Source organism: Kitasatospora sp. MAP5-34, assembly GCF_029894335.1.
In the GTDB taxonomy this organism is placed as follows: domain Bacteria; phylum Actinomycetota; class Actinomycetes; order Streptomycetales; family Streptomycetaceae; genus Kitasatospora.
This window is the reverse complement of sequence record NZ_JARXZC010000008.1, coordinates 155807-177367: the sequence shown is the minus strand read 5'-3', so window position 1 is coordinate 177367 and position 21561 is coordinate 155807. Positions and strand designations below refer to the sequence as shown.

Annotated in this window: 21 protein-coding genes; 7 read left to right on the top strand and 14 right to left on the bottom strand. The window is 70.8% G+C overall.

The window, feature by feature from the left end:
* Positions 1 to 192 precede the first annotated feature (192 nt).
* Together P3T29_RS10610 and P3T29_RS10605 are read left to right on the top strand one after the other, a co-directional pair.
* A complete protein-coding gene (locus P3T29_RS10610) occupies positions 193 to 558 on the top strand; it encodes a hypothetical protein (RefSeq protein ID WP_280716066.1) in 366 nt (121 codons plus the stop codon).
* Between the two features lie 103 nt (positions 559 to 661).
* The gene (locus tag P3T29_RS10605; protein ID WP_280716065.1) at positions 662 to 874 is read left to right on the top strand and encodes a hypothetical protein; all 213 of its coding nucleotides are present in this window, start codon (positions 662 to 664) and stop codon (positions 872 to 874) included.
* Between the two features lie 128 nt (positions 875 to 1002).
* Here P3T29_RS10605 and P3T29_RS10600 read toward each other — a convergent pair whose 3' ends face one another.
* The 4 genes from P3T29_RS10600 to P3T29_RS10585 form a co-directional block, all read right to left on the bottom strand.
* Entirely contained in the window at positions 1003 to 1224 is a 222-nt protein-coding gene (locus tag P3T29_RS10600) for a hypothetical protein (protein WP_280716064.1), read from the bottom strand.
* Positions 1225 to 1445: 221 nt separating this feature from the next.
* On the bottom strand, positions 1446 to 1649 hold the full coding sequence (locus P3T29_RS10595) for a hypothetical protein (RefSeq protein ID WP_280716063.1): 204 nt from the start codon (positions 1647 to 1649) through the stop codon (positions 1446 to 1448).
* 41 nt (positions 1650 to 1690) lie between these two features.
* Positions 1691 to 2485, bottom strand: a complete 795-nt coding sequence (locus P3T29_RS10590; protein WP_280716062.1) for a hypothetical protein — start codon at positions 2483 to 2485, stop codon at positions 1691 to 1693.
* Positions 2482 to 3336 carry an ABC transporter ATP-binding protein gene (locus P3T29_RS10585; RefSeq protein ID WP_348532812.1) on the bottom strand — a complete coding sequence of 285 codons (855 nt, stop codon included), beginning with the start codon at positions 3334 to 3336 and terminating at the stop codon, positions 2482 to 2484. Before P3T29_RS10585 ends, P3T29_RS10590 begins: the two co-directional genes overlap by 4 nt.
* Before the next feature lie 231 nt (positions 3337 to 3567).
* Between P3T29_RS10585 and P3T29_RS10580 the strand changes: the two genes are divergently transcribed.
* From P3T29_RS10580 to P3T29_RS10570, 3 genes are read left to right on the top strand one after another with little or no spacing between them, the layout of a single operon-like run.
* Positions 3568 to 3990, top strand: coding sequence for a GntR family transcriptional regulator (locus P3T29_RS10580; RefSeq protein ID WP_280716061.1), 423 nt, complete (start codon positions 3568 to 3570; stop codon positions 3988 to 3990).
* On the top strand, positions 3987 to 5093 hold the full coding sequence (locus tag P3T29_RS10575; protein WP_280716060.1) for a DUF5808 domain-containing protein: 1107 nt from the start codon (positions 3987 to 3989) through the stop codon (positions 5091 to 5093). Before P3T29_RS10580 ends, P3T29_RS10575 begins: the two co-directional genes overlap by 4 nt.
* Positions 5094 to 5102: 9 nt before the next feature.
* Positions 5103 to 5693: an aminotransferase class I/II-fold pyridoxal phosphate-dependent enzyme gene (locus P3T29_RS10570; protein ID WP_280716059.1), complete on the top strand. Its 591-nt coding sequence runs from the start codon at positions 5103 to 5105 to the stop codon at positions 5691 to 5693.
* On the opposite strand, the gene P3T29_RS10565 is transcribed toward P3T29_RS10570, so the two are convergent.
* The 4 genes from P3T29_RS10565 to P3T29_RS10550 form a co-directional block, all read right to left on the bottom strand.
* Entirely contained in the window at positions 5612 to 6238 is a 627-nt protein-coding gene (locus P3T29_RS10565; protein WP_280716058.1) for a hypothetical protein, read from the bottom strand. The genes P3T29_RS10570 and P3T29_RS10565 overlap by 82 nt on opposite strands.
* The gene (locus tag P3T29_RS10560) at positions 6238 to 6654 is read right to left on the bottom strand and encodes a WXG100 family type VII secretion target (protein ID WP_280716057.1); all 417 of its coding nucleotides are present in this window, start codon (positions 6652 to 6654) and stop codon (positions 6238 to 6240) included. Before P3T29_RS10560 ends, P3T29_RS10565 begins: the two co-directional genes overlap by 1 nt.
* A 216-nt stretch (positions 6655 to 6870) precedes the next feature.
* Positions 6871 to 7716, bottom strand: a complete 846-nt coding sequence (locus P3T29_RS10555; protein WP_280716056.1) for a hypothetical protein — start codon at positions 7714 to 7716, stop codon at positions 6871 to 6873.
* A 122-nt stretch (positions 7717 to 7838) separates the two neighbouring features.
* Positions 7839 to 9128, bottom strand: a complete 1290-nt coding sequence (locus P3T29_RS10550; RefSeq protein WP_280716055.1) for a hypothetical protein — start codon at positions 9126 to 9128, stop codon at positions 7839 to 7841.
* 122 nt (positions 9129 to 9250) lie between these two features.
* Between P3T29_RS10550 and P3T29_RS10545 the strand changes: the two genes are divergently transcribed.
* The gene (locus tag P3T29_RS10545; protein WP_280716054.1) at positions 9251 to 9865 is read left to right on the top strand and encodes a hypothetical protein; all 615 of its coding nucleotides are present in this window, start codon (positions 9251 to 9253) and stop codon (positions 9863 to 9865) included.
* Between the two features lie 53 nt (positions 9866 to 9918).
* Entirely contained in the window at positions 9919 to 10743 is an 825-nt protein-coding gene (locus P3T29_RS10540; RefSeq protein ID WP_280716053.1) for an HAD family hydrolase, read from the top strand.
* 103 nt (positions 10744 to 10846) lie between these two features.
* On the opposite strand, the gene P3T29_RS10535 is transcribed toward P3T29_RS10540, so the two are convergent.
* The 6 genes from P3T29_RS10535 to P3T29_RS10510 all read right to left on the bottom strand — a co-directional run bounded on the left by P3T29_RS10535 (position 10847) and on the right by P3T29_RS10510 (position 21561).
* Positions 10847 to 12622, bottom strand: a complete 1776-nt coding sequence (locus P3T29_RS10535) for a GAF domain-containing protein (protein WP_280716052.1) — start codon at positions 12620 to 12622, stop codon at positions 10847 to 10849.
* Between the two features lie 30 nt (positions 12623 to 12652).
* A complete protein-coding gene (cydD, locus tag P3T29_RS10530) occupies positions 12653 to 16126 on the bottom strand; it encodes a thiol reductant ABC exporter subunit CydD (RefSeq protein ID WP_280716051.1) in 3474 nt (1157 codons plus the stop codon).
* A 12-nt stretch (positions 16127 to 16138) separates the two neighbouring features.
* The gene (gene cydB, locus P3T29_RS10525; protein WP_280716050.1) at positions 16139 to 17149 is read right to left on the bottom strand and encodes a cytochrome d ubiquinol oxidase subunit II; all 1011 of its coding nucleotides are present in this window, start codon (positions 17147 to 17149) and stop codon (positions 16139 to 16141) included.
* 77 nt (positions 17150 to 17226) lie between these two features.
* Positions 17227 to 18768, bottom strand: coding sequence for a cytochrome ubiquinol oxidase subunit I (locus tag P3T29_RS10520; protein ID WP_280716049.1), 1542 nt, complete (start codon positions 18766 to 18768; stop codon positions 17227 to 17229).
* A gap of 360 nt (positions 18769 to 19128) precedes the next feature.
* Positions 19129 to 19743, bottom strand: coding sequence for a Uma2 family endonuclease (locus P3T29_RS10515; protein ID WP_280716048.1), 615 nt, complete (start codon positions 19741 to 19743; stop codon positions 19129 to 19131).
* 267 nt (positions 19744 to 20010) lie between these two features.
* Positions 20011 to 21561, bottom strand: a complete 1551-nt coding sequence (locus tag P3T29_RS10510; RefSeq protein WP_280716047.1) for a HAMP domain-containing sensor histidine kinase — start codon at positions 21559 to 21561, stop codon at positions 20011 to 20013.

Here is a 21561-nt window from a genome sequence, read left to right as displayed (position 1 = left end):
CATGATCTTGGAAGCCGTGCCTGTTGCGCGCCTGGCTCCCCTCAAGCTGGCAGACCGTCACGAATCGGACGTCACGCGACTACGCCGAAGCCCTGTGCCGGGGCCCGACCCCCTGGTCGGTTCCTGTCGTGGCATAAACAGTCCCCGGTGTCGGCCTGTACTGCGGTGGTGGGCGCTGCGGAGGATGGCCGTATGTATCTCGTGCATGCCCGACTTCGGGCCCCGGATCACACCCCCCTTCCCCCGGACGCGGCACAGCTGTTCCTGGAGTGCGCACTCGACGGAGAGGGCCTGGAACACGTCAGTGCACACGGCGATGCCACAGGCGGTCCGGTCGTGGGCTTCTACCTGACCGCGCCCTCGCTCGCCGTCGCGGAGCAGGCCGCGTCGGCCGTCTGTCACCGCGCGCTCCTCGCGCACCCCTCGCTCGCCGAGGTGAACGTGGTGTCCTTCAGCGCGGCCCTGGTCCCGCCGCACCGGAACGCACTCCCGCGATCCGGTGGACGGGATATGCAGATGCAGGATCCGTCCACCACGAACCTCTTTCACCCGTTCTGAAGTCCCAGCAGAGTAGGGCCATCGGCAGGGGAAACCAGCCGGAACCGAAATCCGGGCAGGTGCCTGGGACGCAACCGAAGCGACTGTGCTCAGGGGGAAACAGATGTCCATGTTCGCCACTCGAATCGCCAAGACCGCGGCCGCGGCCGTCATCGCCGTCGGCGCTCTGGGATTGGCGCATTCCTTCACCACGGCGAAGCCGATGGAATCGCACCACTTCTCCGCCTCCGGCCCCGCCCTCGGCGTGACCATTCCGCTGAACTCGACCAACACGGGGAAGCAGTCGGCTACCGACGACGTCACCTGGGGCCACTGACGGCGCCTGCGGCCGCCGGACGCCGGGACGGGAAGGCGTGCTCGTACGTGAAGTGCCCACGCTTCTGGCCCACCGAGACGGTCACCACCGGCGCCGCGAGCAGGGCCAGGGTGAGGACGGGCCTCCCATCAGTGCTTGTCCCAGACGCCTCGCCAGGTGACGCGCGGACAGGCGAACCAGCTGACGGACTGTTGGATATCGTGGTCAAGCCAGCGGTAATGCACGTACACCTCGTTGTCCGGCAGCGGGGAGGTCCAGAGTTCGGTGTCGTAGCGACGGTCCCCGCCTCCCGCGTGCACCAGCGTCCACGAGGGGTGCGCCGACATCTGGGGCTCGATGAGGGCCGTCATGACACCCGCCTCGGAACCGTAGGTGAACCCGACGCGAGGACCGCCCTCGGTGAGGCCCCCGACAGCTCGCGGCCACAGCTCGGCTTCTGCTTCCCGGAGCAGGAGAGCCCCAGACCGACCCGCAGCCCGGTGCTGTACGCCCGAAGCCCGGAAACAGAAGTGGCAGCCTGCCGGTGCCGTCAGGCTGCCACTTCGTTCGTATTGTTCTGTGTACTGGTTCCTTACGCGTCACTGCCGTAGAGCTCGGCACGCTGCTGTGGAGTCAGTTTCCGTTCGTCGGCGTGCCGCAGTACGGCGACATGGCGGCCGGCCTTGCACCAGCCGATTCGCCGAGGGCCGAGCCGGATCGAGGTGACCGAGGCCCCGGGGGTCCAGTTGGCCCAGAAGACATGGCCTTTGCCGCAGGTGATCGGAGTTTCGGTCATCGTGGTGGATTCCTCCTGCTCGAGAACGGGTGGTGAGGTGCTCAGGACTCCAGGAGGCGCTCACTGTTGAAGAGCGCCGCGAGAGCGGCCATCAGCGCGGCCGAGGCGCAGCTGACGCCGATCACGTAGGGCCAGGAGAAGGTGCCGCAGTCCTGGGGTCTGACGGTGGTGAAGATTACGGAGCCGAGTGCGGGGAGGATGCCCGCCAGGCGCACGGGGCCTCCGTTGAGCCCGGCGGTGATCTTGAGCCAGGCCGGCCGGACGAAGGCGACGAAGGAGATCAGCGATGTCGCCCACAGCATGGAGGCCAGCGGGAGCAGTAGGGACGTCGTGAGATACCCCCCGGTGACCTCCACTCCGCTGCCCGAGAACGCCAGGACGGCGGTCGTCAGCCCCAGGAAGGTCCCGGCCAGGACCGCCCAGGCTAGTGCGGAGAGGCCGAAGGCGGCGCAGACGTAGCAGAGGAAGACGGATCTCGGTCGCATGGACGTGGCCAGCAGGTTCTCCATGACGCCGCTGGAGACGTCCGGACCGAGGATCGAGCGGCTCACGGTCAGGCTGAGCAGTGCCGCACCGATCCCCAGCAGGGCGGGCGCTGTCAGGAGCGCCACCGCCATCGCTGACGCGGTGCCGTCGGCGGTGCCGTCCACGATGCGTACGGCTGCTCCCGGCGGCAGCGTCTGGTCCCCATGTCGGCCGCCCGGGATCAGTTGCGGCAGGACGAGCAGCAGGACGATGATGCCGGTTGACACGGCGGCCGGGACGGCGAGTACCTGCCGCCCCTGCTGGGCCCAGGCCCGCGCGGCGAGCGCCGGTACGAGTGAGCGGGCGTTCAAGGCCGGTCCTCCAGGATCTCGCGTAGCACGGCGTCTGCGTCGACGGTTGTCCGCCTGACGTCCAGGATCGGCACCCCGCGGCCGACGACGACGGCGATCAACTCGCCGAGGGTGCTTCCGCTCGGGACCTCGACCCGGACCAGACCGCCCTCGGCGGTCCGCGCGGGGGCGACATCCTGCGGCCACGGGCCGGCGCACACGATCTCGTACGTGCTACTGCCCCCGGAGACCAGGTCGTTGCGGGTCGACAGGGTGCCGTCCTTGAGGATCAGCACCTGCGAGGCGACGGTCAGGGCTTCGGGGACGTTGTGCGTGGAGTACAGGACCGCCTTGGTCCGGGACCAGTCGCGGATGAGCTCACGCACCAGCGCGGAGGTGACCGGGTCCAGTCCCGTCATGGGCTCGTCCAGCAGGACGACCACCGGGTCGGCGAGCACGACCCGGGCCAGGTCCACCCGCTGGAGCTGACCTCGGCTCAGCCGCGCCGCGCGCTTCTCCCACAGGGCGTCGAGAGTGAACAGCTCACGCACCTCGGCCAGTCGCCGGCTGCGCAGAGCGGGGCCCGGGCAGTAGAGGGCGGCCCAGAACTCCAGATTCCGACGCACCGTCAGATCGCTTGAGAGGGCCGGGCGGTGGCCGAGGTATCCGATGTCGTCCTTGGCTGCGGGGTCGACGGCGAGATCGGTGCCATTGAGGAGTACCCGCCCGGAGACCGGCGCGAGGATGCCCGCCATGACCCGCATGAGCGTGGTCTTCCCGGCGCCGTTCCGCCCGAGCAGGGCGTGAATCCCGGTGGGGAGCGTGGCGTCGACCGGCCCGAGGGCCGCCCTGCCCTGATAGCCGGCCCGGATGTCGTCCAGCGCCAGATGTATGCCGGGGATGACCGCTCACCTCCATGACTACTTGTTCTAGTAAACATAGATCACAGCAGCGATGGTGGTCCAGCGATAACGCGGCGAACTGGTGCCGGAGGGGGATGAGCGGGCAGGATTGGCACGGCTGTGCGCCGATTCGCCCGCCGCAGGGCTCCGCCGAGAGCAGGGGTTCGGCTCAGAGAATCCCCAGAGAGTCATGGAGGCGAGATGATCATCCCTCTCGTGCTCACCAGCGAGATTCCGATCTACCAGCAGATCCATGACCGGGTCGTCGAGGGCATCGCCTCCGGCACGCTTCCGGTCGGCGCGTCATTGCCGTCCATCCGTGCGCTCGCGGCCGACTCCGGGATCAACTTCCACACCGTCAACAAGGCCTACGACCTGCTGCGGCAGGAGGGCTTGCTGCACCTGACCCGCAAGCACGGCGCCGTCATCGCCCGCGACCACACCAGCGGACCGCCGCACCAGGACTTTGTCGCCGACTGGGACACCCGGGCCCGCACACTGCTGGCCGAGGCCCGAGCGCACGGCCTCTCGCACGGGGACATCCTCGATCGCTGCCAGGCCCTGCTCACCGCCTTCGGGGTCGACGGACCGCCTTCCGCGCCGGCGTCGGGGAGCCTCGCATGATCGCGCTGCTCGCCGCCAGGATCGTGGCACTCCTGCTGCTCTCCGGTACAGCTTGGCTGACGCCCGCGCTGGTACGCCGCACGCTGCCGTTCGGGGTGCGAATCCCCGGCGACCGGGCCGACGAGCCGGTCATCACCGCAGCCCGACGGCGCTACCGGGCCAGCGTCCTGGCCGCCGCGAGCGCGGTGATCGCGGCCTCGACCACCGTCACCGCGACCGTCGGCGGGTCCGACGCCCTTCAGAGCGCGATCACGCCCAGCGCCATCGCGATCCTCGCCGTACTGTCATGGGCCGCCTACTACCGCGCGCACCGTACGGTGGCCACCGCAAAGGCCGAGCACTCCTGGTACGACCAGCTCCCCCAAGGCGTCGCGGTGGACACCACACTGCGGACCGACCCCGAACGCTTCCCCTGGCTGTGGGCCCTGGCGGCCCCGCTGGTCGTCGTGGCGACCGCGATCACCGGAGCCCTGCGCCACCCGCACCTGCCGGCCACCCTGACCACGCACTGGGACAGCCTCGGCCACGCCACCGCCTCGGTCGGCGCCGCCTTCACCCCGGTCCTCGCACAGGCCGGCGCCACCGCCGTGCTGGTCGGTGCGGCCCTGGTCGCGCTGCGCAGCGCTCAGTCGCTGGATGCCGAGCAACCGGCCGTATCGGCCGTGCAGCACCGGGTCTTCGTGCGCTGGACCGCGAGAGGCCTGCTCGTGCTCGCCGCCGGCGTCGACCTCTCCCTGCTGGGCACGGCCCTGCAGAGCTGGGGTCTGGTCAGTCCGTCCGGTGCCGCCGTGGCCGCCACCGCTGTCCCCACCCTGCTCGGTGTCGCCACCGTGCTGGCCATCGCGCTCCGTACCGGCCAACAGGGCACCAGGGTGTCCGCCGACCGCCCGAGCACGACGGCTGTCGCCAACCGGGACGACGACCGCCACTGGCGCGCCGGGATCTTCTACGTCAACCGGGACGATGTCACGGTCTTCGTGCCCAAGCGCTTCGGCGTCGGCTGGACAGTCAACCTCGGCCGCCCGGCGGGCTGGCTGGCCGTCGCCGGTACGGTCGCGGTGCCGCTCGCCCTGGTGCTCCTCGGCACCGCGCTATCGCGCTGAGCAGTGCTTTTGCCGTACCGGCGATCCAACCCACCCGCCACAAACGGCGACACCTCTCCGGCCGGGGCGATATTCGATCTGGCGGAGAAGTACAACGCGCTGACCTTCCTGGACGAGACCCACTCGATCGGGGTCCGTGGCGCCACCGGCGCCGGTCTGAGCGAGGAGCTCGGGAACCACCGGGCCACCTTCATCCAGGGGGTCTTCGGCAAGGCGATCGGCACTGTCGGAGGCTATGTGGTCGGCCCGGACGCGGCGTTGGACTACGTGCGCTCCTTCGCGCCCGGTTTCATCTTCACCACCTCGCTTCCGCAGACCGCCATGGAGGCCACGCTGAAGAGCCTGGAGACCGTCCAGGCCGGGGTCGGACTGCGGGCCGAGCTCTACCGCAAGACCGCGTTCATGAAGGCCGAACTCCGAGCCAGGAACATCGACTTCATCGGCCTGGAGCTGACCGGTGGTGACACCGGCCTCGGTTGTCGACGACCCGGCCAGGCTCTGTGGCGACAAGGTGCGGCTCATGTCGTCACTGCAGCGTACGTGAAGGCGGTGACACGTCCCTCGGCGTCCTTGGCGGTGGTACGGCCCACCGACTCGTAGCTGTATCGAATCTGCTGACCAAGGGGATTGGTACGGGCGACGACCTGGTCGGCTGCGTTCAGCCGGTAGCTGACGGACCGCCCGTCGAAGTCCTTCTCGCCGGTGAGCCGACCGGCCGCGTCGTAGGAGTAGCTCCAGCACTGGCCGAGCGCGTTCGTGACGCCGACGAGCTGCATGTGGGCATCGTGGGTGAACTCTATCCGGGCGCCGTCGGGGCCGGTGCGAGCCGCGAGCGCCTCGAAATGGGTGTACTCGAAGGTGCTCACTTGCCCGAGCTGATCGGTGTGGGTGAGGGGATTTCCCTCACCGTCGTACGCCCACGACTGGGTAGCGCCGTTCGCAGTGGTACGCGACGTCAGGTAGCCCTCGGTGGTCCAGATCAGGCGGGTGACGGCGCCCAGCGGGTCCGTGATGGCGGTGGTGCGGTTGAAAGCGTCGCGCTCATACCGGGTGGCCGCTCCGGTCGGGTCGGTGATCTCGATGGGGAGTCCGGCAGGGTTGCATCGGATCAGCGTCGTGCAGCCGAGTGCATCGGTAACGGACATCACGTGCCCGAGGCCGTCGTAGCCGTACCGGGTGACGGCCCCGGTCGGATCGGTGAGCGAGCTGCGTCGGCCGCCCTCGTCGTAGCCAGACCGAAGGTGGCCACCGCCGCCGCCTGGTCCGCCACGAACGCCGCCGCCATCGTGGCGAGTTCGGCGATCGCCTCGGCCTTCATGCCCACGATCACGTCGGCCGCCACGTCCAACGCGGTCGCCACCGCGTGGCACGCCTGGACCATCTCGGCCATGTGCCCGCTCGACAGCTGCGTCCACTTGGCGAGCAGCGCCTCGTACGACGCCCCCTGGTACGCCTCGGCCAACTGGTGCACCGTCGCCGTCGAGTCCTGGTGCGCCGACTCCACGTTCTGGGCGAACTCCCGTACATGCGAAGCGAATTCGCGGACCTTGTCCTCGTTCACCTGCGGCCAGTCGATCCCGAAGAACTGTAGGACGACACCACCTCGCCGGGCAGCTCGATCGCCATGCTTTCCTCCCCCGTGACGGCCTGCGACCCCGACCGTAGCCCAGAGCGGAGGCCCGGGGAATGCCGATCGGACAAGGTAGCCGTCAGTACTCAACTACCTTGTCCCAGCTATGCCCTGGATGTCTTCACAGCGCTAGGGAAGCGCCGGCCTTCAGTGCGTACGCGACCCCGTGGGAACCTCCTCCGCCCCGGAGCGGGGGGCGACCAGGTGGCGGTCGGCGGGCACCGGGCCGAGGGTACCCTCGAGGATGAGGCCGCAGGAGAGCAGCGGGAACAGGTACTGCAGCGTCCTGAGCGCCAGATTGGCCCCGGCGACCAGCGGAACGGCGGGCCGTGGCACCCGGGCGCGGAACAGGTGCGGGTCGTAGTAGTACGGGCGCACCGTGATGTCGTGCAGCGGCGCGCGGCCGGAGAGCGTGCTCAGGGTGCGGAAGGAGTAGACCTGCAGGTGGTCCGGGTGGCAGCTCTCGCGGCCCAGCAGGGCCAGCAGCAGGTTGACCACCGAGGTGGTGTTGGGAGTCGTCGCCACGAAGCGCGTGCCGGGGGTGATCCCGGCGAGCCGGGAGATCCAGCCCAGGGTGTCCTGGGTGTGCTCGACGAGCTCCCCGGCGACGATCAGGTCGGGCTTGAAGTCCTCGACGATCCGGTCGAGTTGCTCGACCGTCCCGTAGACGATCGAGGTGTCGCAGGGTGTCCGCACGGTGCCCTTGACCCGGACCTTCTCGGACGCGTCCACCCCGAGGCACTCGGCGGCGACGGAGGCGATCTCGGCGTGCAACCAGCGCCAGGAGGTGTCGTGTTCGTTGTCGACCTCGGTCTCGTCGTAGGCCCCGAGGTCGAGCACCCGCCGGCCACGGCTCAGTTCGCGCACCCGGTCGTACCGGTCCACGGGTCGCGGCACCCGCAGCCGCGCGAGCGGCCCGGGGTCGGCCGCGCCCGGGGTGGCGGCGAGCGCGCAGATCTGATCCGCCGTGAGTGACTGGCCTGAACGTGCCATCGGATCCTTCGATTCTGGGAGGAATGCGAGCCGCGCGACCGAGCCGGACGACAGAACAACGCGCTGCAAAACCCAACGAAGTAGCGGGAGATTGGTCACCCCCACCTGGCCAGGTACCGCCGTCAACCGGCCAACGAACGTTCGGTACTCGAACTCCTGCTCATGACAAGGACATTGGCGGCCAGCAGTAGCGCCACCGTCCAGCAGCCGGCCAGGTAGGCGTTCTCGACCGCCGGCACGGCGTCCTCGTGCGCGGCGGCGGAGAGGACGAAGACCGTTGCGCCCACGATCCACGCTGCGCCCTGCAACCGCTGCTTGCGCAGTGCCAGCAGAGGCTGGCCGAGCACCATCGCGAACAGGTAGCCCACCGTGCCGAGGCCCAGCAGCAGGAAGTCACGACGGCCCAGCAACTCCGGCGCGGACAGGAAACGGACGGACACGTACGGCCCGGCGAGTACCACGCAGAGCAGCGCGCCGACCCCGATCGCCGCCACCACCCGGCAGGCGGCGCGTACTTGGCCGGTCCACGCCTGCCGGTCCCCCAGCGTCACCGTACACGCGAGCGCGGAGAGCAGCGGCACCTGCATGGCGGCCACCGCCATGACCGGGATCCGGACGATGATCGAGGCGCAGAGCAGGGCGGGCACCGCCCGGGAGTCCGCCGGCTCGAGCAGCTTCGCGGCGATCACCGGCGCATTCGGCAGCAACTGCGTCAGCAGCGTCGAGCACATCAACACCGGTAGTCCGGCCCGCAGTTCGGCCGGACAGGGCGCACTGCCGGGGCGGCAGGACCGCCGCAGGGCCGGGCTGACGGCGGCCACCGACACCACCGGCGCCACGACCAGCACCAGCGCGAAGGCGAGTGGTGAGCGGACCTGGCCGAGCCAGAGGGCGGCGGCGGCCGCGACCCGCAGCAGCGCGTCCAGCCACATCTGGGTGCAGTAGTCCCGGAACCGGCCGTGTCCCGCGAGCACCCCGCGCGCCACATGCGCCGTCGCCAGGCCCGCGAAGCCCGCGCCGAGCGCCACAACCATGCGCCGGTCGCCCGAGAACAGCAGGTCGGCCACCGGCCGGGCGCCGACCGCCAGCAGTACCAGCAGGGTGGCCAGCAGTCCACCGGCGACCCGCATCCCCCGTAACAGCACCGGAAGTCCGCCGTCGCCCAGCGCGATCCGGGCCGCCACCGCCCGGCTGGCCTCCTGCTCCAGCGGGATGAACAGCCCGGCCCCGACCGAGAAGACCAGCGCCCAGACCATCGAGAACTTCGCCATGGCCACGCCGTCCAACACCTTGCCGGCCAGCGCCAGATGCAGATACGACCCCCCGGCGAGGGCAAGCGCTCCCGCGCCGACGGCCAACGTTCCCGAGGGTGGTACCGCGACCCGCAGCGGTGACTTCAATGGTGACTTCACGAAACCGGAACTATACCCAACGTGACCAATGGTGGGCGGGCGCGGCCTCGTCGGACCGGACGGATAGCCTGTCCGATCGTCAGTGATGATCCGGTTACGCAGTAGCAGGGGGACCCAGCACGATGTCATCTCGCCGCTTGATCAAGGCCGTTGCGGCTGCCACGGCCGCGCTCGGACTCGCCGCGTGCGGGCCGACCAGCAGTTCGAGCAGTTCCGCCACCACTGCGGCCGCCGCCGCGCCATCGGCCTCCACGGCCGTCTCGGCACCCGGCGCGTCCGGCGCGCCCACCGGATTTGCGCCGAGCAGCGCGAACCCCGCGCCGACGGACGGTGCCTCCTCCGCGTCGGCCACCGACGACGGCGGCCCGGCCATGAGCTGCACCCAGCCGGTGCCGGCCGCCGGACACAAGATCGTGATGCCGGTCCGCCGCCCGACGCAGGACACCCTGGACGCCAAGGCCGTCAAGTTCGTCTGTGACCCGAACGACGGCCACTACGAGGGCACCGGCACCGAGAAGCCGTACCTCTTCGCCCCCACGGTCAAGGCCCAGCTGGCCACCGGCGCCGACCAGTTCAAGACGGTCATCGTCGGTGACCTCTGGATGCACATCGGGGACTGCCTGAGTGGCGGCACCACCGTGCAGCCGCCGCTCAGCTGCTCCGCGTACCCCGCGTACGAGATCACCCTGGACTCCTCCGGCAAGATCAACGCGATCAAGGAGATCTGGCACTCCTGACCAGCGCGGGAGCAGGGTGCGGCGGGGGTGGTGCGGTGAGCGAAGATGGTGCGGTGACCACCACCCCTCACCGCACCCGCCTGATCGCCACCGACCTGGACGGCACCCTGCTCGGCGGCAACGGCACCGTCTCCGACCGGACGGCCGCAGCGCTCGCGGCGGCCGAGGCGGCGGGCATCCAGGTGGTGTTCGTGACCGGGCGGCCACCACGCTGGATGCAGCAGCTCAGCTCGCACATCGGCGGTCACGGGGTGGCGATCTGCTCCAACGGCGGCGCGGTCGTCGACGTCCGGCGCGGCGAGCTGCTGGAGACCTTCCCGCTGAGCGGCGAGGACGTACGCGCGCTGATCACCACGCTGCGCGGCGCACTGCCCGGCATCAGCTTCGCCTTCGAGTGCCCGAACGGCTGGGCCCGCGAGCCCGGGTACCAGCTGCGCATGTGGGGCGACGACCAGGAGCACGCGGTCGCCACCGCCGAGGAGCTGCTGGCCGACGGCCGGGTGGACGGCCTCTTCAAACTGCTCGCCAAGCACCCGACCCTCGCCCCCGACACCTTCCTCACCGAAGCCCGCCGCGCCGCCGGCCACCTCGCCGAGATCACCCGCTCCGCGCCGATATCGATGGTGGAGATCAGCGCACTCGGGGTCACCAAGGCCAGCACACTGGAGACTTGGTGCCGCGAGCAGGGCATCGACCGCACCGAGGTGGTGGCCTTCGGCGACATGCCCAACGACCTGGAGATGCTCGCCTGGGCCGGCACCTCCTACGCCGTCGCCAACGCCCACCCGGACGTCCTCGCCGCCGTGGCGCAGCACACCGTCAGCAACGAGGACGACGGCGTCGCGGCAGTACTCGAAGAACTCCTCGCACAGGGTTGACCACAGCAGGGGCGCGGGGAACTGCGCGACCAGGGCACAACGTTGGTACACGGTTGCGCGCACAGCTCCCCGCGCCCCTACTGTGGTTACTCTGAGTACAGACTCAGAGCCTCGCGGACCAGCGAACCCGCGTCCCCCGCCCGTACGGCCCCGGTTCGTGCCAGGCGTCGCCGCCGAGCGTCTCCGCGCGGCGGGTGAGGTTGCGCAGACCGCTGCGGCGGCCGCCGTCGGGGATGCCGACGCCGTCGTCCGTCACCGTCAGCAGGACGCCGGGGCGGCCGGCCCGGTCGAGGGACTCGGGGTCGCCGGAGACGGGGTGGCCCTGGGCGTCGAGGTGGACGGTGGCGTCGACCTCGACACCGACCCGGGAGGCGCGGGCGTGGCGGGCCGTGTTGGAGAGTATCTCGCGTAGGGCGGCGAGGAGTTGGCGTCCGGTCTTCTCCCCCACCAGGCTCTCGACCGGGCCCGTGAAGGTCATCGACGGTTTGAAGCCGAGCGCGGCGGCGGCCTGGCTGCCCTCGCGCAGGACGCGCGTCCGCAGGGTGTCCGGCTCGTTGCCGTGGTCGTCGTGCTGGAGGGCGTAGATGGTGGTGCGGACCTCCTGGATGGTGGCGTCCAGCTCGTCGACGGCTCGGCCGATCCCGGTCTGCACCTCTGGGACGAGCGAGCGGCGGGCGGCGCTCTCCAGCATCATGCCGGTGGCGAACAGCCGCTGGATGACCAGGTCGTGCAGGTCGCGGGCGATCCGGTCGCGATCCTGGAAGACGGCCAGCCGCTGCTGGTCGCGCTGACCCTCGGCGAGCCGCAGGGCGAGGGCGGACTGCGAGGCGAAGGTCTGGGCGAGCTCCTTCTCGGACTCGGTGAAGGGGGGCGCGCCCCGGCTGCGCCAGACGCAGAGCCCGCCGAGCACCCGCCCGGCCGCGACCATCGGGATGGCCATCGAGGCCCCGAAGCTGCGGGCCAGCCGCAGCACCACCTTCGGGTCGGTGGACATGTCGTCCCGGTAGACGCTCTCCCCGGCGAGCAGTTGGGCGGCGAAGCCGGTGTCCGGCATCAGCTCGCCGGTGAGGAACTCGGCGGCCTCGCCGGAGGCGTGGGCGACCCGCATCTGTCCGTCGCCGGTGGGTAGCAGGATCATGCCGAGCGCGGCGTCGGCCAGCTGCCGGACCTGTTCGGCGGCGACGAGCAGGGCGACCCGGGCCTCGTCCGTGGAGAGCAGCGCGGTGGTGACGGCGGAGGCTCCGGCGATCCAGCGCTCGCGGCGCAGGCCCTCCTCGTAGAGCCGGGAGTTCTCGATGGCGACCCCGGCGGCGGCCGCGAGGGCGTGCACGACTTGGGCGTCCTCGGGGGTGAACGCGCCGCTGGCGCTCTGTTTCCCGGTCAGGTAGAGGTTGCCGAAGACCTCCTCGCGGACCCGGATCGGCTCGCCGAGGAAGGACTGCATCGGCGGGTGGTGCGGCGGGAAGCCGGACGAGCGCGGGTCGGCGGCGAGGTCGTCCAGGCGGAGCGGCTCGGGGCGGTCGATCAGGGCGCCGAGGATGCCGCGCCCGGTGGGCAGTTCGCCGATGGCGGCGGCCGTCTCGTCGTCCACACCGATGTGGATGAAGTCGGAGAGCCCGTCGGCGTGCGGGGAGATCACGCCGAGGGCGGCGTACTTGGCGTCGACCAGTTCGGCGGCGGCGGTGGCGATCCGCTGCAGGGTGGCGTGCAGGTCGAGCCCGGCGCCGACGGAGACCACGGCTTCGAGCAGCCGCTGCATCCGGTCGGTGACGGCGGCGGCGGACTGCAGGCGCTCGGAGACCTCGGTGACCAGGGAGTCCAGGCCCAGCGAGGCGATCTCGGGCACGCGGTGGGGAGCTTGGTCCGGGGGAGTCTCCATACGATGAGCGTAGTTTGTCCGGGTTTATCGTCAGCCCGTGACGAGCAGCGTGTCGGCGCGCTGCTCCCGCTGCCACATCGCGCCGAGCCGGCTGTCCGGGCGGCCGATCAGCTCGGACCAGCCGCCGCGCTCGGCGATCCGGCCGTCGTCCAGTACGAGCACCTCGTCCACCGACTCGTCGTCCAGACCGGCCAGCCGGTGGGTGATCAGCAGGGTGGTCCGGCCGGCCGTGGCGGCGAGCAGGTCGGCGGTCAGGGCGTCGGCGGTGGGCAGGTCGAGGTGCTCGGCGGGCTCGTCCAGGATCAGGACCGGGAAGTCCGCGAGCAGCGCGCGGGCCAGGGCCAGCCGCTGGCGCTGGCCGCCGGAGAGGCGGGCGCCGTGCTCGCCGACCATGGTGTCCAGGCCGTCGGGGAGGGTGTCGACCCAGCTCAGCAGGCGGGCCCGGTCGAGGGCTTCGCGAAGCTGCTCGACGGTGGCCTCCGGCCGGGCGAGGCGAAGGTTCTCGCGCAGCGAGCTGTCGAAGACGTGGGCGTCCTGGGCGCAGAGACCGATCGCGCGGCGGACGTCGTCGGAGGCGATCGTACGGGTGTCCACAGGCTGTGGAGAACCCGCCGTCACGCTGCCCGCGCTCTGGTCCAGGAAGCGCAGCAGCACCTGGGCGAGGGTGGTCTTGCCGGAGCCGGACGGGCCGACCACGGCGATCCGGCGGCCTGTGGTGAGGTCGAGGTCGATGCCGTGCAGCGCGTCCTCGGTGCTTCCCGGCCAGCGGGCGGTGAGTCCGCGTACGGCGATCGGCAGGGGCTCGGCGGGCAGCGCCACCGGCTCGGCGGGTTCGGCCACGGGCGGCTCGGTCTCCAGAACGTCGGCGAGCCTGGCCCGCGCGGCGCGGCTGCGCTCGCGGAACCGTACGGCGGTCGGCATCCCGGCGACCGCCTCGAAGGCGGCCAGCGGGGTCAGCACGACCAGCGCCAGGCAGACGCCCGACACCGTGCCATCGCCGACCCCCCGGACCCCGGCCGCCGCGCTCGCGGCGACCGTCAGCCCGGTGACCAGGGCGATCAGCCCGGCCGAGAGCGCGGCGGAGGCGGCGGACCGGGCCGCGAGCACGGTGAGCCGGCCGTCGGCCGTACGGGCGGCGGCGAGGCGCGCGGGCAGCGCGCCCGCCACCGTCAGCTCGGCGGTGCCGGTCAGCACGTCGACCACCGCCACCGCCAACTCACCTCGGGCCGGAGCCTGTTGGCGCTCGGTACGACCGGACAGCCGCACCGCCAGCGCGGGCACGGCGGCACCGGCCAGCAGCAGCCCGAGCGCGAGCACCGCCCCGGCGAGCGGGAGGAAGGCGGCCAGCGCGGCGGCCGAGCCGAGCGAGACGGCCAGCGCGATCCCGGCGGGCAGCCGCCAGCGGAGGTAGTGGTCCTGGACGGAGTCGACGTCCGACACCAGCCGGGAGAGCAGGTCACCCCGCCGGAACGCGGGCAGCCCGGCCGGAGCGAGCCGCTCCAGCCTTCCGTACACGGCGGCCCGGATGCCGCCGAGCGCGCGCAGCACCGCGTCGTGCGACACCAGCCGCTCGGCGTAGCGGAAGACGCTGCGGCCGATGCCCAGCGCCCGGACGGAGGTGACGGCCATCATCAGGTACAGCACGGGCGGCATCTGGGAGGCGTACGAGATCAGCCAGCCGGAGGTGGCCATCAGCGCGACGGCGCAACCGAGGGCGAGGGAGCCGAGGACGGTGGCGAGCAGGAGCTTGGGCTTCGCGGGGGTGGCGCGCTCCGGAGGCTCGGGGAGCTGGGCGCCGAGGGAGGGTGCGGGTCGTTGCCTTCCGGTTTCGCGCACGCAGTCGACAAGCAGAGCCTCGCGCCCCTGTTGTGCTTGCCCAGGGGCCTGAAGGTGGTGGCGGTGATCGGCGACGGCGAGGAGGGCCGGGCGGTGGGCGACCAGCAGGACGGTGCGCCCCGCGAGTCCCCGGACCGCGTCGACGACGGCCTCCTCACTGGCGCCGTCCAGGTTGGCGGTGGGCTCGTCCAGCAGGACCAGCGGGCGGTCGGTGAGCAGGGCGCGGGCCAGGGCGAGGCGCTGGCGCTGACCGGCCGAGAGGCCGGTGCCGCCCTCGCCCAGGACGGTGGCGAGGGCGGCGAAGTCGGTGGCGTGCGCGGCGGCGAGGGCGGCGCGCACCTGGTCGTCGGTGGCGGACGGCCGGGCCAGCCGGACGTTGTCGGCGATCGTCCCGGCGAACAGGTGCGGGTGCTGCGGGACCCAGGCGATCTGCCGCCGCCAGCTCTCGGGGTCGAGGTCCGCGAGGTCGTACGAAGCGGACGCGGTACGGATCGTCACCGTACCCGAGGCGGCCGGGGTGAAGCCGAGCAGGACGGCGAGCAGGGTGGACTTGCCCGCGCCGCTGGGCCCGGTGAGCGCGGTGGTCTCGCCGGCGGCGAGGGTCAGCGAGAAGTCGTCCAGCGTGGCGCCGGTGCGGTCCGGATGGACGACGGTGAGCCCGCTGATCTCGATCGTGGCGCCGGCCAGCGCGGGCGCCGGGGTGCTGCCCGTGGCGGGCAGCGGAGTCTCCAGGACCTCGAAGATCTGGTCGGCGGCGCTGAGCCCCTCGACGCTGGAGTGGTAGAGCGCGCCGACCTGGCGGATCGGGAGGTACACCTCGGGCGCCAGGATCAGGATCAACAGCCCGGTCTCCAGGCCGAGGGTGCCGTCAACCAGCCGGAAGCCGATCGAGACGGCGACCAGGGCGACCGAGAGGGTGGAGAGCAGTTCCAGCGCGAACGAGGAGATGAAGGCGATCCGCAGGGTGCGCAGGGTGGCGCGGCGGTACTCGTCGGTGATCCGGGTGATGGTCCGGGCCTGGGCCTTGGCGCGGTTGAAGACCTTGAGGGTGGGCAGGCCGGCGACCACGTCCAGGAAGTGGTGCGAGAGCCGGGAGAGCGTCCGCCACTGCTGGTCCATCCGGGACTGGGTGGCCCAGCCGATCAGCACCATGAAGAGCGGGATCAGCGGCAGGGTCCCGGCGATGATCGCGGCCGAGGTCCAGTCGGCGCCGACGATCCGCGCGAGCACCACCACCGGGACGACCACGGCCAGCGCCAACTGCGGGAGGTAGCGGGCGAAGTAGTCGTCCAGGGCGTCGACACCCCGGGTGGCGAGGGCGGTCAGTTCGCCGGTCCGGCGGCCGGCCAGGTAGGCCGGGCCGAGCGCGGTGGCGTGGTCGAGCAGTCGGCGGCGCAGGGTGGACTTCACCCGGGCCACCGAGCGGTGCGCGGCCAGCTCGGTCAGCCAGGCGACCACCGCCCGGCCGACCGCCGTCGCCACCAGCCAGAGCAGCGGGGTGCCGAGGTCGTACGAGTGCTGTTGGAACGCCCGGACGACGATCTCGGCGATCAGGCTCGCCTGCGCGACCACCAGGGCCGCGCCGACCCCGCCGAGGATCACCGATCCGGCGAGGAAGGCGCGGGTGGTGCGGGCGTACTGGAGCAGTCGGGGGTCGACGGGCTTCATCAGGGGTCCTGTTCAGTGGTCCTGGACCGGTGCGGGGATGTGCTGGACGCCGATCCGCTTGCGGAACACCCAGTACGTCCAACCCTGGTAGAGCAGCACGAGCGGGGTGAAGACGGCCGCGACGATCGTCATCAGCTTGAGCGTGTAGGGGGAGGAGGCGGCGTTGTCGACCGTCAGCGACCAGTTGCCGCCCAGGGTGGAGGGCATCACGTCCGGGAAGAGCGCCAGGAAGAGCATCGCGACGGCCGCCACGACGGTCAGCCCGGAGAAGGTGAACGCCCAGCCCTCCCGCCCGAGTTGGTTGGCCGCCAGCGAGGCGGCCAGGGCCAGCACCGCGACGGTCATCGCGGCCAGGCTCCACCCGGTGCCTTGGTGGGCCTGCGTCCAGCCCAGGAAGACCAGCGCCAGCACGGTTGCCACCAGGCCGAGTTGGCCCGCGACGGCGCGAGCGCGCAATCGGATGTCGCCGACGGTCTTGAGCGAGGCGAAGATCGCGCCGTGGAAGGTGAAGAGCGTCAGGGTGACGAGCCCGCCGAGGATCGCGTACGGGCTGAACAGGTCCCAGACGCTACCGACGTAGTTCTTGTCCTTGTCGATCGCCACGCCGTGCACGATGTTGGCGAAGACGACGCCCCAGAGGAAGGCGGGCAGCAGCGAGGTCCAGAAGATCGCATGCTCCCAATTGCGCTGCCAGCGCTTCTCGTTGCGCTTGGCCCGGTACTCGAACGCGACACCGCGCACGATCAGGCAGACCAGGATGATCAGCAGCGGGAGGTAGAAACCGCTGAACAGCGTGGCGTACCAGTCGGGGAAGGCCGCGAAGGTCGCGCCACCGGCTGTGAGCAGCCAGACCTCGTTGCCGTCCCAGACCGGGCCGATGGTGTTGATCAGCACCCGGCGTTCGGCGGTGTCGCGGGCGAGCAGCTTGGTGAGGACGCCGATGCCGAAGTCGAAGCCCTCGAGGAAGAAGTAGCCGATCCACAGAACGGCGATGAGGATGAACCAGACGTCGTGGAGTTGCATCGCGTTGTCCTCAGTAGCTCAGTGGGCGAGTAGCTCAGTGGGCGAGTAGCCAAGTAGGCGAGTGGCTCGGCAGTCGCTCAGTAGGCGAAGGCGAGGGGCTTGTCGGCGTCCTCGTCCGAGGACGGCCCGCGCAGGGTCGGGTCCGTCGCGGGGGGCTGCTCGGCGGTGTTCGGGCCGGCGCTCGCGTACTTGACCAGCAGCCTGACCTCGATCACCGCGAGGATCGCGTAGAGCGTGGTGAAGGTGGTGAGCGCGATGACCTGGGTGGTGACACTGACGTTCGGCGAGACCGAGTTCGCCGTTGTCATCAGGCCGAAGACGGACCAGGGTTGACGGCCCATCTCGGTGAAGACCCAGCCGAAGCTGTTGGCGATCAGCGGGAAGCCCATGGTCAGGATGCCGATCCGCCAGCTCCACTTGGTGAGCTGTGGGCTCAGCTCACGGTGCTTCGTGAGCATCAGCTTCGGGACCTCGTCCTCGGCGGTGCGGTGCTCGGGTGCCAGGAACAGCCTCCGCCGGGTGGTCCAGAGGCCGATCAGGCAGGCCACGAAGGACGTCATCCCGAAGCCGATCATGAGGCGGAAGCCCCAGTACGTGACGAAGATGTTCGGGATGTAGTCGGTGGGCTTGCCGCCGTACTTGGCGGCCTCGGCGGCGGCGGTGTCGTTGATGCCGGGGACGGGCGAGCTGAAGTCGCTCTTGGCCAGGAAGGACAGTATCCCGGGGATCTCCAACTCCACCGAGTTGTGGCCCTGGTTGACGTTGCCGACCGCGAAGATCGAGAAAGGGGCCGGTGCCTGGGTGTCCCAGAGCGCCTCGGCGGCGGCCATCTTCATCGGCTGCTGCTCGAACATCACCTTGGCGAGGCTGTCACCGCTGACGGCGGTGCCGAGACCGGCGATCACCCCCAGCGCCAGGCCGACCCGGAGCGAGGTCCGCATCGAGGCGACCTTGCGGCGGTCCGGCTCGCCCTCGCGCTTGGCGCGCCACAGGTGGAACGAGGCGATGCCGACCATGAAGGCTGCGCCGGTCAGGAAGGCGGCAGTGAGGGTGTGGAAGACCACGACCAGGGTGGTGTTCTGAAACAACACCGCGCCGATGTCGGTCAGTTGGGCCTTCCCGGTGGCCGGGTCGATCTTGTAACCGGTCGGGTGCTGCATCCAGGAGTTGGCCGCCAGGATGAAGTAAGCCGAGAGCATCGTACCGAGCGCCACCATCCAGATGCAGGCGCAGTGGATCTTCTTGGGCAGCTTGTCCCAGCCGAAGATCCACAGGCCGATGAAGGTGGACTCGAAGAAGAACGCGATCAGCGCCTCCATCGCGAGCGGAGCACCGAAGACGTCCCCGACGAAGCGGGAGTAGTCGGACCAGTTCATCCCGAACTGGAACTCCTGAACGATGCCGGTGACGACACCCATCGCGATGTTGATCAGGAAGAGCTTGCCCCAGAACTTGGTGGCATGGAAGTACTTCTCCTTGCCCGTCCGGACCCAGGCGGTCTCCAGCCCGGCGACGATCGCGGCCAGGCTGATCGTCAGCGGGACGAAGAAGAAGTGGTAGACGGTGGTGATGCCGAACTGCCATCGCGCGATGGTCTCGTGAGCGACTGATAGCTCCACTGCGCCCTCTCTCTTCCATGATCCTGGGCCCGCACGTTCGTCCCGAACACGGCAGGCAGCAGCTTTGCCACATATCGGGGCAGAGCACTGCAAGCTTGTCCGCTTGTGAACGTGAACACGTTCACAAGCTCAGTATCCAACATGCTTACATCTGCTCGAACAGCGGGGTCAATACTGGGGACGACAGCAAGGGTCACAACATCGGGGTCGACCGAACGGTCAACCGGATCATCCGACGCGCCGCTGACCCCTCACAAGAGCCGGACGGCCGCCTGCCCACGCCGATCCGGCACTTGACAGGCGACGGCCGGACGGGGCCTCAGGCCGACGGCCCTCAGCTGCGGCCCTCAGCTGCGGGCCTCAGTTCCGGCGGAGCGCACCCGTGATGGCAGGGCCGATCGCGAAGCCCTTGGCCGGCCCCTCTGGAACGATCGCTTCCTCGCCGTAGGGCGTACGGACGGAACGGGCGTAGCTCCCGCGCACGCTGTCCGGTCCGCTCAGGATCGTGACCGAGCCGCCGTCGTCGTAGTCGTCGATGATCACGTAGACCGGGATGCCGGCCGTCGCGTAGGCGCGGTGCTTGCGCACGAGGTCGCGCTTGCGACTGTCAGCGCCCGGAGACACCGTCTCCACCACCAGCGAGACGCCGGAGGCGAGCACACCGAGGCCCTCGGGGTGCTCGATCTCCTCAAGGTCGTCAGGGGCTACGAACAGGTCGGGGATCCAGACCTTCAGCCCGTGGATCACGTTGCCGTCGTTCGCGGGACCGCACCCCGAACCGCGGAGATGCTCCAGCAGAGCCCAGTAGAGCCGCCGGTTCACAGTCAGGTGACGCTGTCCACCGGTCGGTGACATCTCGACGGCCCCCTCGATGATCTCCGCACGGAAGCCCTCCGGGACGTCCATGGCCCTCCACACCTGCCACAGAGCCTGGTCCAGGTCCACGGTGATCTCCTCCGTTGCGAGCGCGAACATCGAGGCACCTCTCTTGGACCGACCGGCACATGGTGGGCGGATGAAGGAGCGGCGTCCGGGCCGAGTCTGGGCGGTGCCGACGATGGAGTAGCAGCGGAGCTGCGGCGACTGAGGAGAAGCCGTTCAGGCGAGAGTCCGGGCGTTGCGACGCCGCCCACCATGTGCCGGTCGGTCCTGGTCCAGTGTGGGCAGCCCGCTCGGCGTGGCACAAGCCGCAGCGGAACAGTCGCACACGTCCATCGGGTCTGCCACCACATTCGCTGCACGTCACCCGATCGACGGACGCGCCTTCGGGATGCGGACCTGGAAGGCCGCGCCCCGGCCCGGGGAGGTCTCCAGGGTGAGGGTGCCGCCGTGGGCGTTGACCAGGGCGGAGGCGATGGCGAGGCCGAGGCCGGCGCCGCCGCCCTCGTGGCGGCTACGGGAGGCGTCGACGCGGTAGAAGCGTTCGAAGACCTGGGCCGCCTGGTCGGGGGCCAGGCCGGGGCCGGAGTCGGCGACCTCGAGGAGGCAGCCGCCGTCGGTCGCGGCGAGGCCGACGCCGATCCGGACGGCGGTGCCCGGCGGGGTGTGCTTGACGGCGTTGCCGACCAGGTTGGTCACCACCTGGCGCAGCCGGGCCTCGTCGCCGAGGACGGGCGCGGGCTGCGGAGCACCCGTACCGTCCGGGCCGGTGAGCGCGACCGGGCGGCCCGGGTCGAGGGCGGTGAGGTCGTGCAGGGCGTCGGCCGCCAGCGTGCGCAGGTCCATCGGGGCCAGGTCCAGCGGGCGTTCCTCGTCCAGCCGGGCCAGCGTCAGCAGGTCCTCGACCAGGCCGCCCATCCGGACGGCCTCGCTCTCGATCCGGTGCATCGCGCTCACCACGTCGGGGAGCGCGCCCATCCGGTGCAACTCCGCGAAGCCCCGGATGCTCGCCAGCGGGGTGCGCAGCTCGTGCGAGGCATCCGCGACGAAGCGCCGCATCCGGGCCTCCGACTCGGCCCGCGCAGCGAAGGCCGCCTCGATCTGGGTGAGCATCCCGTTGAGCGTCGCGGAGAGCCGGCCGACCTCGGTCCGGGGTGCGAGTTCGGGCATCCGGTGCGAGAGCCGGCCGGCCGCGATCAGTTCGGCGTCCTGCCCGATCCGGGCCAGCGGGCGCAGCCCGGCCCGGACGGCGAAGAAGCCGAGTGCGGCGATCAGCAGCAGCACGGCCGCGCCGATCGCCAGGAACGACGCCCGCAACTTGCCGACGGTGGAGTCCACGTCGTCCAGCGAGACGGCCGCCAGTAGGTAGGAGGGCTCGACGAAGTCACTGCCGCCCGTGCCCCGGGCGACCGGGAGGACGAGCACCCGCCAGGTGCCCTCGCCGTGCTCGTCGGGGACGGTGAAGCCCGCGCCCTGCTTGGCCATCAGCTGAGTCGGCGTCAGATCGTCCAGCTCGGGCGAGGGATCGGAGTCGGAGATCGGCTGGCGGAGCACAGCCTGCACGTTGCCGTTCGCACCCAGGTACTGCACCACGTACTGGCTGGGCAGGTACTGGCCGCCCCGCTTGGCGGCCGGCCCCTGGCCGTAGGGACGGCCACTGCCCCACGCCGCGTGCCGGGACATCGGCTCGGCGAGGCGCTGGAGCTGCTGGTCGGCCCGCTGCACCAGCTGCATCCGGACGGCGCCGAGCACCACCGTGTCGCTCACCGCCAGACCGGTGGTGACCAGCACGAGCGACAACACCAGCAGCCGGGCCCGCAGCGACAGCCGGGACGGCGCCAGCCACCGCAGCCTACGGAGGCTGCGGAGGCCGGGGAGCCGGCGGAGGCTGCGGAGGCGGGCGACGGGCTTCAT

Excerpts from the sequence above, each read along its gene's own strand:
- P3T29_RS10610 (WP_280716066.1), top strand. The coding sequence starts at position 193 with ATGTATCTCGTGCATGCCCGACTTCGGGCCCCGGATCACACCCCCCTT.
- P3T29_RS10605 (WP_280716065.1), top strand. The coding sequence starts at position 662 with ATGTCCATGTTCGCCACTCGAATCGCCAAGACCGCGGCCGCGGCCGTC.
- P3T29_RS10600 (WP_280716064.1), bottom strand. The coding sequence starts at position 1,224 with ATGACGGCCCTCATCGAGCCCCAGATGTCGGCGCACCCCTCGTGGACG.
- P3T29_RS10595 (WP_280716063.1), bottom strand. The coding sequence starts at position 1,649 with ATGACCGAAACTCCGATCACCTGCGGCAAAGGCCATGTCTTCTGGGCC.
- P3T29_RS10580 (WP_280716061.1), top strand. The coding sequence starts at position 3,568 with ATGATCATCCCTCTCGTGCTCACCAGCGAGATTCCGATCTACCAGCAG.
- P3T29_RS10575 (WP_280716060.1), top strand. The coding sequence starts at position 3,987 with ATGATCGCGCTGCTCGCCGCCAGGATCGTGGCACTCCTGCTGCTCTCC.
- P3T29_RS10565 (WP_280716058.1), bottom strand. The coding sequence starts at position 6,238 with ATGTCCGTTACCGATGCACTCGGCTGCACGACGCTGATCCGATGCAAC.
- P3T29_RS10555 (WP_280716056.1), bottom strand. The coding sequence starts at position 7,716 with ATGGCACGTTCAGGCCAGTCACTCACGGCGGATCAGATCTGCGCGCTC.
- P3T29_RS10545 (WP_280716054.1), top strand. The coding sequence starts at position 9,251 with ATGTCATCTCGCCGCTTGATCAAGGCCGTTGCGGCTGCCACGGCCGCG.
- P3T29_RS10535 (WP_280716052.1), bottom strand. The coding sequence starts at position 12,622 with ATGGAGACTCCCCCGGACCAAGCTCCCCACCGCGTGCCCGAGATCGCC.
- cydD (WP_280716051.1), bottom strand. The coding sequence starts at position 16,126 with ATGAAGCCCGTCGACCCCCGACTGCTCCAGTACGCCCGCACCACCCGC.
- cydB (WP_280716050.1), bottom strand. The coding sequence starts at position 17,149 with ATGCAACTCCACGACGTCTGGTTCATCCTCATCGCCGTTCTGTGGATC.
- P3T29_RS10515 (WP_280716048.1), bottom strand. The coding sequence starts at position 19,743 with ATGTTCGCGCTCGCAACGGAGGAGATCACCGTGGACCTGGACCAGGCT.
- P3T29_RS10510 (WP_280716047.1), bottom strand. The coding sequence starts at position 21,561 with ATGAAGCCCGTCGCCCGCCTCCGCAGCCTCCGCCGGCTCCCCGGCCTC.